This window comes from Streptomyces musisoli (assembly GCF_016741855.1).
GTDB classification, from domain to species: domain Bacteria; phylum Actinomycetota; class Actinomycetes; order Streptomycetales; family Streptomycetaceae; genus Streptomyces; species Streptomyces musisoli.
Map to the genome: position 1 here is coordinate 530823 of NZ_JAERRH010000004.1, position 14025 is coordinate 544847.

Sequence of the window (14025 nt, forward strand, 5' to 3'; positions counted from 1 at the left end):
GGGCCGACGAGGGCCGACCGAGCTGATGTGAGCTGACGCCCTCCCCCCTCCTCCCCTTCCTCCCCCCTCCTCCCCACTCCCGTATCCCGTAACTCCCGTACGTCCGCACGGCGCGGCACTCCCCGGGGTGCCGCGCCGCGCTCCCCCCTGCCCGAAAGCACGATGCACTTACGAAGAGGACCCCCGAATGTCCTTTCCGCACGCCGCACCCGCCCCCACCACCCCACCCCACACCGGAGGCCTGCTCCTCCTCGTCGACGGCACCACCGGCCTTCTCACGGTCGCCGCCCTCGGCATAGCCCTCCTGCTCTTCCTGATCATCAAGGCGAGGCTCCAGCCGTTCGTCGCCCTCCTCGCCGTCTCCATAGCGGTCGGCCTGCTGGCCGGCCTCTCGGTGACCGAACTCTTCGGCACCGTCCAGCGCTCCGACGCCGTCTCCACCATCGAGTCCGGCATGGGCGGCATCCTCGGCCACGTCGCGATCATCATCGGCCTCGGCACCATGCTCGGGGCGATCCTCGAAGTCAGCGGCGGCGCCGAGGTGTTGGCCTCGCGCCTGCTGGCCCTGTTCGGCGAGCGCCGAGCCCCCCTGGCGATGGGCCTGACCGGTCTCATCTTCGGCGTCCCGGTCTTCTTCGACGTCGGCATCTTCGTCCTCGCGCCGATCGTGTACGCCGCCGCCAAGCGGTCCGGCAAGTCGATCCTGCTCTACTGCCTGCCCCTGCTCGCGGGGCTGTCCATGACCCACGCCTTCCTGCCGCCGCACCCGGGCCCGGTCGCCGCCGCCGGCCTGCTGCACGTACAGCTCGGCTGGGTCGTCCTCATGGGCATCGTCTGCGGCCTGCCCGCCGTACTGGCCGCCTGGGCGTACGCCGCCTGGATCGGGAAGCGGATCTTCGTCGCCGTACCGCAGGACATGGTGGAGGCCGCCGAGGAGGCGAAGCGGGCCGTCGTGGCCGAGCAGCGGGCCCAGGGCGTCGCGCCGCGCGAGCATCCGGTGCCGCTCGCCACGGTCCTGGCCATCATCGGCACGCCCCTGATCCTGATCCTGGCGGCCACCTTCTCCTCCATCGCCCTGGACCCGTCCCCCGGCCGCTCGGTCCTGGAGTTCTTCGGCAACCCCTTCGTCGCCCTCACCATCGCCCTCCTCCTCGCCTACTACCTCCTCGGCATCCGCCGCGGCTGGTCGCGCAAGTCCCTGGAGACGGTGTCGACGGCGTCCCTCAAGCCGGTCGGCAACATCCTGCTCGTGGTCGGCGCGGGCGGGGTCTTCGGCGCCGTACTCAAGGCCAGCGGGGTCGCGCAGGCGCTGTCGGACACCTTCCACGACGTGGGCCTGCCGGTGATCGTCCTCTCGTACCTGATCTCGCTGGTGCTGCGGGTGGCGCAGGGATCGGCGACGGTGGCGATCGTGACGACGGCCGGCATCGTGGCCCCGCTCCTGACGGAGGGTCACCACTCACAGGCCTTCGTCGCCCTGGTCATCATGGCCATCTCGGCGGGCTCCATCTTCGCCTCGCACGTCAACGACGGCGGCTTCTGGATGGTGGCCAAGTACTTCGGCATCGGCGAACGGGACACGCTGCGGACCTGGACGATCCTGGAATCGGTGCTGTCGCTGGCGGGGTTCGTGGTGGCAGCGGTGGCGGGCGTGTTCGTGAGCTGACTGGTTCCGGCACAGGGAAGTCGTCCATACTGCGGCCGTGGAGCAGCGCATAGGATCGAGCAGCAAGCCGTCGGAGGCCGAGCCGTTGAAGGCCGAGCCCGTGACGGGCGCCGGTTTCGACCCGGCCTTCATCCCCGGGCTCACGGGCCCGGCCCCGAAGGGGCCGACGGCGAAGGGGCAGGAGCCGGCGGCCGACGCGGCCGAGGCTGCCGAGGCGACCGGGAAGGCGACGGCCGACGACGCGGCGGTCGAGGACTCGGTGCGGTCGGCGTCCCCCGAAGCGGCGTCCCCGGAGACGGCGTCCTCCGAGGCGGTGGTCGCCGAAGCGGCGGGCGTCGACGAGAAGGACGCCGGGAAGGCCGCCGGTGACGGGCCGGTCTTCGAGGCGTCCGACCGCCGGGCGAGGATAGTGGCCGACCGCAAGGGCGTCCGCCTCAGCCTGGACGAGGAGGCGTGCGAGTTCCGCTGGGACGAGATCGCCGCGGTGGAGACGGAGTCGCCCCGCTTCGGCAAGCGGTACACGATCACCGTGCACACCCCTGACCGCCGCTGGTTCCCGATCGAGATCGAGGCGGCGGCCAGGGCGCGCTTCAAGGAGTGGGACGAGCAGCTGGACGCGGTCCTCGACGCCTACTTCGAGGAGGCGTAGCCGCTAGCCGCAGTACTGGCCGGCCTTTCCGATGGCTCGGTACATACAGTCGGCGTTCTCCAGCAGCTGCAACACGGCGTCCTTGTTACGGGAGGTCTCCCGCTCGATGACCTCGTCGGGCGGGTAGAACCCACCGTCCCAGGCGGACGTCGGATACATCTCGAAGGTGTAGGCGAAGATCTTCTGTGTACCCCACAGATAGTCGTCGATCGACCCGTCCGTGATGTACAGGTCGCTGGACTGCTCAGGGGTGTACCCGTTGCTGGCGGCCATCTTCTGCCCCACGGCCTTGAACGCGGCGGCGTCGTCGGCCGTCATCCCGGTCGCGGTGTCGTTGTACGTCCACCCGAACGGCCACAGCACCAGCTCGCTGTAGGTGTGGAAGTCGATACCGGCCTTGATCTGCTGCTTGCCGCCGACGACCCGGCTGCGCACGAAGTCGGCGACGACCTTCACCTCGGGCGCGGACTCGGGAGAGGCACCGCGGTAGGTCTCGGAGGACTTGCTGCCGGAGGACCCGCCGCAGCAGCCCCACTTGTAGTCCCAGTTCCGGTTGAGGTCCGTACCGACGGCCGAGGAGCCGGAGTTGGGCTGCCGGTTCTTCCGCCACGACCGGTACGACCCGCCGGCGATGTCGTACTCCCCGCCGTCCGGGTTCAGATCGGGGACGATCCAGATCTCCCGGCTGTTCACCATGTTCGTGATCCGGGAGTCCGATCCGTACCCGGCGCCGAGTTCGCGCAGCAGGTAGAGGGCCATCTCCACGGTCAGATGCTCCCGTGCGTGCTGATGCGCGGTGAACAGCACCTCGGGCTCGTCCTCGTCGGTCGCGACGTTGTCACTGACCTTGATGGCGATGATGTCCCGCCCCTGGTACGACTTCCCGATCACCCGTTTGCTCATGATGCCCGGGTAGGCGGCCAGCCGCTGGTCGATCTCGGCGTTCGCCTCGGCGTAGTTGTGGTACCTCGCGTCGGCGCTGGGGAAGTCGTACAGCCGCGCCCCGGACCGCCGCGGAGCGGCACCCAGGGGCTGTACGTCGTACCCCAGCCGGCGCAGCGCGCGGATCTGCTCCGCCCGCCCGGACACGACGACGGTCTCCTCGTCGGCCTCGTCGACGGTGACCCCGGTGGCCTGAATGGCCGTACGTGTCACGGGAGTCGTGGACTGGTGGATCTCGTACTGCTTCACGTCGTCCGTGGAAGGCGTGACCTTCCGGACGCCGTCGGCACTGGCGTGGCCGGCGGTGGCCGAGACGGGGGCGGCGAGGGCGAGGGCCAGCAGCGCGCCGAGGGCGGCGGTACGTCTGCCGCCGCGTGCGCCGGCGCCGCGGATGCGAAGTCGCATGAACGCTCCTTGGGGGTGGAGGTGGGGTGTTCGCGTGCGACGTGCGGATGCGGACCCGCGGGGGCCGTCGGTGGGGGCTCCCTGTGAGTCCGCTGTGCGGGTTGGCGCTCATGGTGAGGGCTTGGCATGATCAGGTCAAGCGTAGGGGAGGGGATGGCGCGAACAGAGCGACGTGAAGCGGCAGCGCGCCACTTTGGGGGGTAGCGCGCTGCCGGGGAGGAGCGCCGTGGGCCGGGGCGGGGGTCAGCGCTCACCGGCCCACGGACGGGTGCGGGTCACCGGTGACGGTCGGGCCGTCCGCCGTCGCGGTGGTCGGAGCGGTCGGGGTGATTGCGGGTGCCGTGGCCGTCGCGGTGACTGCGGTCGTACCCCCAGGAAGCGGAGTCGATGAAGCGGCCGTGGTCGTCGCGCAGGGTCGCGGTGTCGTGCTCGCTGTCCCACACGGACCGGTTGCGGTCCTGGTAGAGGTCGTTCTTCCGGTCCCGGCCGAAGCCGGTGTGGACACGGACGGCCTGGTGGGCCCGCAGCCGGTAGTGCCGGAAGGTGTAGGAGTGGCCGTCCTCGTCCGACAGTGTCCACCCGTCGAGGTTCACATCCCGACGGCTGTCGTTGGCGACCTCGACCCACTCCTTGTTCAGGGCCGCGTTGGACCGGTCGTACCGGGGCGTCGAGGGCAGCTGTGCGGCGCTGATGACGATCTGTGAGCTGTCTTCGCGGTGTGAGCCGTCCCGGTGGTGCGAGCCGTCCCGGTGGTGCGAGCGGTCCGAGCGGCTGTGGTCACGATCGGCGGCCGAGGCCGGCGGGGCGACGGCGCCCGCGACAGCGGTCGCGGCCACGACGGCTGCGGCGGCCGTGGCGACACGGCGGCGGATCACGGAAGCGGATACGAACACGGACACGAGGTCCCCCTTCGCCAGGGTTGTGCACACCCCGCGGACCGCGTGACAGGGCGCGGGTGACGGGGCGCGGTGTACGAGCGGCGACCGGTCGGCCGCACGCCCACACCTTGCGCCCCCGAACACAAAGGATCGAGGAAGCACGACCGCAGTTACGATTCGCGGATAAATCTGTGACTTTGGACGGAAAGATCCTTTTACGCGGGCCGACACACAGATGATCGCGAATAACCGGTGCCCGAGCGGGGGCGGCGAGCGGCGGTGATTGGCAGATGTGTGCCAGGGGCGGGGGGTGAACACGCAGGTGGGACGGTTGGGGGCGTGGCGAGGTGTGGAACAGATCTGCCAACCCAGTCAGTCGTGAGGGCTTCGGTACGTGGCGGCGCCCGGGCCGTGGGGGGCCGGGCGCCGGGGTGGGGGGGTGGGTTCAGGTCAGGGGAGGGCGTGTACGTGGGCGCCGACCGGGGTCGACCAGGCGTTGCCCGACGTCGCGTCCCAGTTGGTGGACCAGGTCATCGCGCCCCGCAGGTCGGGGTAGGTCTTCGACGGCTTGAAGGAGCCGCAGTCGGTGCCCGCCGTGAGGCAGTCCAGGGCGTTGTTCACCACCGTGGGGGAGACGTAGCCGCCGCCCGCCGCTCGCGTGGACGCCGGCAGGCCGAGGCCCACCTGGGACGGGGACAGGCCGCCCTCCAGCTGGATGCAGGCGAGGGCCGTGAGGAAGTCGACCGTGCCCTGGCTGTAGACCTTGCCGTCGCAGCCCAGCATGGAACCGCTGTTGTAGTACTGCATGTTGACGACCGTGAGGATGTCCTTCACGTTCAGGGCCGTCTGGAAGTAGGACCCCGACGTGGACTGCATGTCGATCGTCTGCGGTGCCATCGTGATGACCAGGGACGAGCCCGCCTTCGCGGACAGGGACCGGAGCGCCTGGGTCATGTACGTGGCGTTCAGGCCGTTCTCCAGGTCGATGTCGACGCCGTCGAAGCCGTACGTCTGCATCAGCCCGTAGACCGAGTTGGCGAAGTTCGCCGCCGATGCCGCGTCGTTGACCGACACCGTGCCCTTCTCACCGCCGATCGAGATGATGACCTTCTTGCCGGCCGCCTGCTTCGCCCTGATGTCCGCCTTGAACTGGTCGACCGTGTAGCCGCCGAGGCCGGACGAGTCCAGGCTGAAGGACACGGCTCCGGGAGTCGACGTCGCGTCCGCGAAGGCCACCGCGATGATGTCGTAGGCGGAGGGGACGTCGGAGATCTTCTGGACCGTCGCGCCGTTGTTGAAGTTCTGCCAGTAGCCGGTCACCGCGTGCTTGGGAAGCGTCCCGCCCCCGCCGCCGCCCGTGCCGGAGGACGTCGTGCCCGTCACCGTCGCCGACTTCGCCGACTCGCCCGCCGCGTTGGTCGCCGTGACGTGGAAGCTGTACGACGTCGACGCCGACAGGCCGGTCACCGTCGCCGAGGTGCCGGTCACCGCCGTGACCTTGGTGCCGTTGCGGTAGACGTTGTAGCCCGTCGCGCCCGACGCCGCCGACCAGGACAGGGAGACCGAGGAGGAGGTCGTGCCGGAGACCGAGAGGCCGGCCGGTGCGGACGGGACGGTGGGGGCCGGGTCGCCGCCGCCTCCGCCGTCGGGGCCGTAGACCGAGACGTCGTCGGCGTAGTAGGCCGCCTGGCCGTACCAGCCGTGGGTGTAGACCGTGACCGACGTCGTCGACGCGCCCGTGGTGAAGGTCGTCGACAGCTGCTTCCAGGCCGGTGCGTCGGGGGTCCACGTCGAGACGTCCGTCGTGCCCGTGCCCGTCACGCCCAGGTACGTGTAGCCGCCCTGCACCCAGGCGCCCAGGCTGTACGTGGAGTTGGGCTTGACCGCCACCGTCTGGGAGCACTTGGCGTTGTCCTGGCCGGCCGGGGTCGCCTTCAGGGCGGCGGTGCCCCCGTGCGCCGGGGAGGAGACCGTCGTGCCGCTGCCGGCCGTACAGGTCCAGTTGCCCAGACCGGACTCGAAGCCCGCGTTCTTGACGTTGTTGACGTCCGCCGCGGAGGCGGGTGCGGCTGCGGCGAGGCCCGTGACCGAGAGGGCCAGGGCGGTGGCGGCGGACCACGTCGCGAGCCGCCGTCTGCGGGGTCTGGGTATGCCTGGTGCGCGGTCCACTGAAGCCTCCGGTGGGGAGTTGGCGGGGGAGGGGGGAGCACGGTGGCCACCGCTCGCCCTACAAGTTGGTCCAGACCAATCCGGGTGTCAAGAGGTCCAGACCAAAACCGTTTCCGCTCAGCGGCTCAACCTGTCCGGGTTTGGCGGGACTTGCTCCGGGAGAGTTCCACACCGGCTTCACAAACGCTGTTCTCCGGTCATACGGCCGTGGATACAGTGCTCAGGTAGTAACGCAATGAAGTCGTCCTGGCGCATTGGAGTTACACCGGTGGGCCGGCGGGTGTGAAGAGCGGGGAGCTGCGCGTGCCAACTGCCATCGCCGTGACCAGCGCCGACATGGCGCTGCCGGCGCAGGACGAACGGACCATGCCCGCCGTCGTGCTTACCGGCCTCGACCACAAGCCGCTCGACCAGGCCCTCACCGACCTCCACGCCCTGACCGAGCAGTACGGGCACGTGGTCGTCGTGTGCTCACAGGCCACTCCGGAACCGGTCGTGCGGCGGCTGTACACCCTGCGCTCCCTGCTGGAGAGCGACCGCATAGCCCTGTTCCGGCCCGACCTGCCGCCGCTCGGCATCGCCGTCCTGGCCCGGCAACTGCGCCAGCTCGCCTCCTGCGACCTGAGCCCGGGCGTGCTCGCCTCCGCCGGACGGCTGCTCACCCACTACATCCACGCCGGTGCCGTCCTCGGCTCCGTCGCCCGGCTGGACCGGGTCCCGGTCGGGCTGAAGGCGCACGCCAGGTCCTGGGTCCCGGGCAGCCAGTTCGCCGTCCTCGCGCACCCCGAGCCCCAGCTCGTCAAGATCACGCCCGAAGCCACCCTCAAGGGGCCCGAGTTCAGCACCTGGATGCTGGTCGCCAAGGGGCAGTTGCAGAGCGACTGGGCTGCCGGCCTGGGTACCCGGTGGGGCGTCCACGGGCTGCGCGAGACCCCGCTGCCCGCCGAGTCCCCGGCGTGGTGGGGCACCGGCCGCATGGTCGAGTTCTGCGGCTACCTCGCCGACCTCTCCGTCCTCTACCAACTGGTCACCTCCGTACGGCAGACCAGCTGCCACTGGTGCGGCATCGACGTCATCGGCGACCGCTGCGTCTTCTGCTCCGCCACTCCGCCGCCCGCCCACGAACCCGCCGCACCCCGCGCCCTGGAGCAACGCACCCCCGCCTGACCGGCCCGGACGCGACCCGCCCGGCCCCCGACCCTCACATCCCGCACGACCGATTCCCCCAACGAGGTTGCACGGTTCATGAACTCCCGTCAGCGCCGCGGCGTGATACTCCTGATCCTGTCGGCCCTGTGTGCTCTGGGCGCGTTCGCCGGCGTGCTCTCCGTCGTCGACGACGTGCAGTCCAAGGTCGGGCCCGAGGTCACCGCCTACCGGGTCAGGTCCGAGGTGAAGCCGTACACCACGCTGAACACGGGCCAGTTCGAGAAGATCGAGATGCCCGAGCGGTGGCTGTCCGGCAACGCCGTCACCGACCTCCGGCAGATCCGCGGCAAGATCGCCGTGACCACGCTGCGCGCCGGCTCCCTGCTCCAGACCGACATGGTCGTGGACCAGCCCGCCCTCCAGCCCGGCCAGCAGGAGGTCGCCATCATGATCGACGCGGCGACGGGCGTCGCGGGCAAGATCACCCCCGGCTCGCGCGTCAACGTCTACGCCACCTTCGAGGGGAAGAAGGAGGGCGACCCCGACCAGTCGAAGATCATCGTCACCAACGCGCGGGTCCTCGACGTCGGCCAGATCACCGCCCTCGACCCCGACAGCGACAGGAAGCAGCAGTCCACCGAGGCCGTCCCCATCACCTTCGCGCTGTCCACCATCGACGCCCAGCGCATCACCTACGCCGAGTCCTTCGCCCAGCGCGTCCGGCTCGCGCTCGTGGCGCCCGGCAGCGAGACCAGCGTCCCCGACAAGGACCGCACCTACGAACTCGCGACGGACAAGTGAGAGGCGGCCATGCCCACCAGGATCCTCCCGGCCGGCGCGGACCCGGACGCCGTCCGCTCCCTCACCACCCTGCTCAGCCAGCTCCCCGACGCCGAGCCACAGCCCCCGGTGACCGACTCCACCCAGCTGGTCGACACCCTCGCCCGGCTCGCCGCCGAGTCCGTCGGCGAACTGCCCGAAGTGGTCGTCGTCCACGAACGCATCGGCCCCGTCCCGGCCCTGGAGCTGATCCGCGAGGTCGCCCTGCGCTTCCCGGCGGTCGGCGTCATCCTCGTCACCACCGACGCGAGCCCCGGCCTGTTCGCCGCCGCCATGGACTCCGGCGCCCGCGGCCTCGTCGCGCTCCCGCTGTCGTACGAGGAACTCGCCAGCCGCGTCCAGGCCGTCGCCCAGTGGTCCACGGGGGTGCGACGGCACCTCGGGCACGGGGCCGAGGTGTTCGCCGGGGTCGGCGGCACCGTCGTCACGGTCAGCGGCGCCAAGGGAGGCGTCGGCGCGACCCTGACCGCCATCCAGCTGGCCCTCGCCGCCCAGGCGTCGGGCCGCCCCACCGCGCTGGTCGACCTGGACCTCCAGACCGGCGACATCGCCTCCTACCTGGACATCCAGTTCCGCCGGTCGGTGGCCGACCTGGCCGCCATCACCGACATCTCGCCCCGCGTCCTCGCCGACGCCGTCTTCCGCCACGACACCGGCCTCGCCCTGCTCCTCGCGCCCGGCGAGGGCGAACGCGGCGAGGAGGTCACCGACCGTGCCGCCCGCCAGCTCGTCAGCGCCCTGCGCTCCCGCTACGAGGTCGTCGTCGTCGACTGCGGCGCCCAGCTGAGCGGTGCGGGTGCCGCGGCGGTGGAGATGGCGGACACGGCCCTGCTCGTCACCACACCGGACGTCATCGCCGTACGCGCCGCCAAACGGACCGTACGGATGTGGGACCGGCTCCAGATCCGCAAGGCCGAGGAGACGACGGTGGTCGTCAACCGGCACACGCGGAGCACGGAGATCCAGCCCGCGCTCGTCCAGCGCATCACGGGTACGGCCCTGGCACGCACGGCCGTACCCGCCAACTTCAAGGAGCTTCAGGCGGTCGTGGACGCGGGGAGAGTCCATGAGCTGGACGCCAGGAGCACGGTGAAGCAGGCCCTGTGGGGGCTCGCGGGGGAGCTGGGTCTGGTGCGGGCCGCGGACGAGGGCGGCTCCCACCGGGGCGGCGGCAGGGGCGGGGTGGGTTTCCGGCGGCGGAAGGAGTGAGCGCTCCATGAAACGCCCGGGTGAAGACCGCGGAGACCGGGGACAGGTGACGGTCGAGTTCCTCGGCATGACACCGCTCATCATCCTGACGCTGGTGCTGATGTGGCAGGCCGTGCTGGTGGGGTACGCCTACACGCTCGCGGGGAATGCTGCGGACGAGGGGGTGCGGGCGGGCACGGCGGCGCCGAGGGGCGGTGCGCGTCAGGCCGCGTGCGCGGAGGCGGGGCTGAAGCACCTGTCGGGGGCGTGGAGGGGGGATGCGACGGTGCATTGCAGTCCGTCGGGATATGTCACGGCCGACGTGGCCGTCAAGGTGCCCGTCCTCTTCCCCGGCTTCATCGACTTCCCCGTCACCGTGCACGGCCACGCGGGTGCCGTCGAGGAGGTGAAGCACTGAGATGCCGTACCGCCGCGGACGCGACCGGGGCCAGGTCGCCATCGAATACCTGGGGTTCGTCCCCGTCCTGCTGATCGTCGGGCTGGCCGGCTTCCAGATCGGAGCCGTCGCCTATGCGGCCGAGCAGGCCGGTACGGCGGCCAGGGCGGGCGCACGGGCCGCGTCGCTGGGGCAGAGCGCACAGGAGGCGTGTGCGCAGGCGGTCAGTGGCGGGCTGCACGTGGAGTGCGGGGCCACCGGAGGCGACGGCGACTCGGTCACCGTGACCGCCCACGTCACCATCCCCAAGATCCTCTGGAGCTTCGGTGACGCCACCAAGCGCGCCACCATGCCCCGCGACCACTGACCGAGGAGAAGCGACCCCATGAGCCTGCGGGCACGCATCAGCACTCCGGAGGAGCACGGCAGCCGGGGCGAGGACGGGCATCTGGTCGCCTCCTACCGCGCCAAGCTGCTGGAGGAGATCGACCTCGCGGAGATGAGTTCGCTGGCCGCCGCCGAGCGCCGGGCGCGGCTGGAGCGGGTCCTCGGGCACATCATCAGCCGCGAGGGCCCGGTGCTGTCGACCGTGGAGCGCTCGCAGCTGATCCGCCGGGTCGTGGACGAGGCGCTCGGCCTCGGCATCCTCGAACCCCTCCTGGAGGACGCGTCCATCACCGAGATCATGGTGAACGGCCCCGACGCGATCTTCGTGGAGCGCGGCGGCCGGGTCGAACAGCTGCCGCTCCGCTTCGCCTCCGCCGACCAGCTGATGCAGACCATCGAGCGGATCGTGTCGACGGTCAACCGCCGGGTCGACGAGTCCAATCCGATGGTGGACGCTCGGCTGCCCTCCGGCGAGCGGGTCAACGTCATCATCCCGCCGCTGTCCCTGACCGGCCCGATCCTCACCATCCGCCGCTTCCCGCGCTCCTTCACCCTCCAGGAGCTGATCGGCTTCGGCTCGCTCGACGAGCACATGGTGTACCTGCTGGCGGGCCTGGTGCAGGCGAAGTTCAACATCATCGTGTCGGGAGCGACCGGCACCGGGAAGACGACGCTGCTGAACGCCCTGTCCGGGCTCATCCCGTCGCACGAACGCATCATCACCATCGAGGACTCGGCCGAACTCCAGCTCCAGCAGACCCATGTGGTCCGCCTGGAGTCGCGCCCGCCGAACGTGGAGGGCAAGGGCCAGGTCACCATCCGGGACCTGGTCCGCAACTCCCTGCGTATGCGCCCCGACCGGATCGTCGTCGGCGAGGTCCGCGGCGGCGAGTCCCTGGACATGCTCCAGGCGATGTCCACGGGCCACGACGGATCGCTGGCGACCGTGCACGCCAACAGCGCCGAGGACGCCCTCACCCGGCTCCAGACCCTGGCCTCCATGTCCGACGTCGAGGTGCCGTTCGTCGCCCTGCACGACCAGATCAACAGCGCCGTCGACGTCCTCGTCCAGCTCACCCGGTTCGCCGACGGCGCCCGCCGGATCACCGAGATCGCGCTGCTCGACAGCCACGGCGGGGAGCCGTACCGGCTGGCCACCGTCGCCCGGTTCGACGCCCGGCCCATGACCGCCGACGGCCGCGTCCATGGCGCCTTCCGGTACTTCCCGTTGCCCGGCCGTGCCGCCGACCGCCTCTACCTGGCGAGCCAGCCCGTCCCGCAGGCGTTCGGCGTCGCCCGCACCGCCGACCAGCTCGCCACCCGAGAAGCCAGGTAGGCCATCCATGCAACTCCACACCCTCGTCCAGCTCACCACCGGTGTCACACTGCTGGCCTGCGTCCTGGCGGTGGCCGGCGTGCACGGCTACGCCTCCGGCCGGGCCCGGCGCGCCGCCCTCGTGGACCGCCTCGCGCACACCGGCCCACCGCCGGCGACCGGCCGCCGGCGCCGTTTCCGCGGCCTGGACCGGCGACTGCGCCGTACCCGCCTCGGCCGCCGGCTGGAACTGCGCCTCGCCGCGACCGGCCTGGACGTCACCCCGGGCGAGTTCTTCACCTACATGCTGGCGGCGGTGGCCGCGCTCTGGCTGATCGGCCAGGCGGCCCTGGCCCCCTTCTTCGGCCCGCTCGCCGGGCTCCTCGGTATCGGGGCGGCGGTGCAGTTCCTCAACTGGCAGCGGCAGAAGCGCATCGAACGCTTCATCAACCAGCTCCCCGAACTGGCCCGCATCCTCGCCAACGCCACCCAGGCCGGACTCGCCCTGCGCACCGCGATCGGCATGGCGGCGGAGGAGCTGGAGGCCCCGGCCGGCGAGGAACTGGGCAAGGTCGCCGACCAGCTGGCCGTCGGCCACTCGCTGGAGGACGCGCTCGGCGAGCTGGCCGACCGGCTTCCCTCCCGTGAACTCGTCGTCCTCGTCACGACGCTGGTCCTGTCGAACCGGGCGGGCGGACAGGTGGTGTCGGCACTGCGCAACCTGACCGAGACCCTGGAGGAACGCAAGGAGACCCGGCGCGAGATCCGCACCCAGCTCTCCCAGGTGACCATGACGTCGTACGCCGTCCCCGCCCTCGGTGTCGGCGCGCTGTTCCTGATGAACGGCGTGAAGGACGGCGCGCTGGACCGCATGACCGGCTCACCCGTCGGCCAGGGCGCGGTGATCATCGCGTTCGCGCTGTACGCCGTCGGTTTCGTCCTCATCCGCCGCCTGAGCCGGATCGACGTGTGAGGGAGGTGACCCGGTGGCATTCCTGCTCGCCCTGCTGATGGGCCTCGGTGTCTGGGGGGTCTTCGCCGGCATCCGCATGTACCGCGCGGACGCCAGGCTTCCCGGCGATCTCGCGGTCGCCCTGGAGGTCGGCGCCACCCGCACCGGCGCGGTCGGCTCGGTCGTCGACCGCATGGGCATGCGCTACGCACCGGCCGTGCTGCGCCTGATGGGCCCGCGCCTGGTGGCCAGGTACCGCCGGAAGATCGACCTCGCGGGCAATCCCGGCGGCCTGACCATCGACCGCTACGCGGCCCGCCGCGCGGTCTACGGAGCCCTCGGCGGCGTCGGCTTCCTCGTCTTCCTGCTCCGCGGACAGTGGTTCGTGGCCCTGCTCCTGCTCGCCTTCGGGGCGTTCTGGACGGAGGTCGGCATCTGGTCGGCGATCCGGGTCCGCAAGGACGTCATCGAGCGCACGCTGCCGGACTTCCTGGACGTGCTGGCGGTGGTGGTCAGCGCGGGGCTCGGCTTCCGCCAGGCCCTGGACCGGGTCGCCTCCCACTACGAGGGCCCGTGGGCCGACGAACTCCGCATCACCCTGCGCCAGATGGACCTCGGCGTGAGCCGCCGCCAGGCCTTCGCGGAGCTGCGGCGGAGGAACGACTCGGAACAGGTGGCGATGTTCGTGACGGCACTCCAGCAGGGGGAGGAACTGGGCGCCCCGATCGTGGACACCCTCGTCTCCCTGGCCAAGGACATGCGCCGCACCGACGCCCAGAACGCCCGCCGCAAGGCCGCGCGCGCCGTGCCCAAGGCCACGCTGATGATCACCACGTTCATGGTCCCGGCGACGATGCTCCTGCTGGGCGCGGGCCTCCTGCTCGGCTCCGGGGTGGACTTCGGCTCGCTCACGGGGGAGTGAGGACGGGCGTGACGGTGACGGGACTGACGGGACGCGGACGGCAGAGCGCGGCAACGCGTCTCACCGCGTGGCGGAGGGGGCGGGGGAGGCCGGAGGGGCACGGAAGGCCGGAGGGGCACGGAAGGCCGGAGGGGCGGGGGAGGCCGGAGGGGGCGGGGCGTTCCGG

Annotated in this window: 13 protein-coding genes; 10 read left to right on the forward strand and 3 right to left on the reverse strand. The window is 71.2% G+C overall.

Annotation, left to right across the window (positions count from 1 at the left end; translation table 11 throughout):
• Positions 1–187: 187 nt before the first annotated feature.
• Together JK361_RS15010 and JK361_RS15015 are read left to right on the forward strand one after the other, a co-directional pair.
• A complete protein-coding gene (locus JK361_RS15010; protein ID WP_201817417.1) occupies positions 188–1666 on the forward strand; it encodes a GntP family permease in 1479 nt (492 codons plus the stop codon).
• A 37-nt stretch (positions 1667–1703) separates the two neighbouring features.
• Positions 1704–2315, forward strand: a complete 612-nt coding sequence (locus JK361_RS15015; protein ID WP_201817419.1) for a hypothetical protein — start codon at positions 1704–1706, stop codon at positions 2313–2315.
• A gap of 3 nt (positions 2316–2318) precedes the next feature.
• Here the strand turns inward: JK361_RS15015 and JK361_RS15020 are convergent, their stop codons facing one another.
• The 3 genes from JK361_RS15020 to JK361_RS15030 all read right to left on the reverse strand — a co-directional run bounded on the left by JK361_RS15020 (position 2319) and on the right by JK361_RS15030 (position 6709).
• The gene (locus tag JK361_RS15020; RefSeq protein WP_201817421.1) at positions 2319–3662 is read right to left on the reverse strand and encodes a M14 family metallopeptidase; all 1344 of its coding nucleotides are present in this window, start codon (positions 3660–3662) and stop codon (positions 2319–2321) included.
• Positions 3663–3937: 275 nt separating this feature from the next.
• Positions 3938–4555, reverse strand: a complete 618-nt coding sequence (locus tag JK361_RS15025; protein WP_307787258.1) for a lamin tail domain-containing protein — start codon at positions 4553–4555, stop codon at positions 3938–3940.
• 435 nt (positions 4556–4990) lie between these two features.
• The gene (locus JK361_RS15030; protein ID WP_201817423.1) at positions 4991–6709 is read right to left on the reverse strand and encodes a chitinase; all 1719 of its coding nucleotides are present in this window, start codon (positions 6707–6709) and stop codon (positions 4991–4993) included.
• Between the two features lie 303 nt (positions 6710–7012).
• Here JK361_RS15030 and JK361_RS15035 point away from each other — a divergent pair, with 303 nt between their 5' ends.
• The 8 genes from JK361_RS15035 (at position 7013) to JK361_RS15070 (ending at position 13859) form a co-directional block, all read left to right on the forward strand.
• Positions 7013–7876 (forward strand): hypothetical protein, encoded by an 864-nt coding sequence (locus JK361_RS15035; protein ID WP_372448710.1) that lies wholly within the window; start codon positions 7013–7015, stop codon positions 7874–7876.
• A 78-nt stretch (positions 7877–7954) separates the two neighbouring features.
• Entirely contained in the window at positions 7955–8659 is a 705-nt protein-coding gene (gene cpaB, locus JK361_RS15040) for a Flp pilus assembly protein CpaB (protein ID WP_201817426.1), read from the forward strand.
• A gap of 9 nt (positions 8660–8668) precedes the next feature.
• On the forward strand, positions 8669–9907 hold the full coding sequence (locus tag JK361_RS15045) for a CpaE/TadZ family protein (protein WP_201817430.1): 1239 nt from the start codon (positions 8669–8671) through the stop codon (positions 9905–9907).
• A gap of 7 nt (positions 9908–9914) precedes the next feature.
• A complete protein-coding gene (locus JK361_RS15050; protein WP_201817433.1) occupies positions 9915–10304 on the forward strand; it encodes a TadE family protein in 390 nt (129 codons plus the stop codon).
• Between the two features lies 1 nt (position 10305).
• On the forward strand, positions 10306–10650 hold the full coding sequence (locus JK361_RS15055) for a TadE/TadG family type IV pilus assembly protein (protein WP_201817447.1): 345 nt from the start codon (positions 10306–10308) through the stop codon (positions 10648–10650).
• 18 nt (positions 10651–10668) lie between these two features.
• On the forward strand, positions 10669–12006 hold the full coding sequence (locus JK361_RS15060; protein ID WP_201817450.1) for a TadA family conjugal transfer-associated ATPase: 1338 nt from the start codon (positions 10669–10671) through the stop codon (positions 12004–12006).
• Positions 12007–12013: 7 nt separating this feature from the next.
• Positions 12014–12958, forward strand: coding sequence for a type II secretion system F family protein (locus tag JK361_RS15065; protein WP_201817459.1), 945 nt, complete (start codon positions 12014–12016; stop codon positions 12956–12958).
• A 13-nt stretch (positions 12959–12971) separates the two neighbouring features.
• Positions 12972–13859 (forward strand): DUF5936 domain-containing protein, encoded by an 888-nt coding sequence (locus JK361_RS15070; protein WP_201817462.1) that lies wholly within the window; start codon positions 12972–12974, stop codon positions 13857–13859.
• Positions 13860–14025 lie beyond the last annotated feature (166 nt).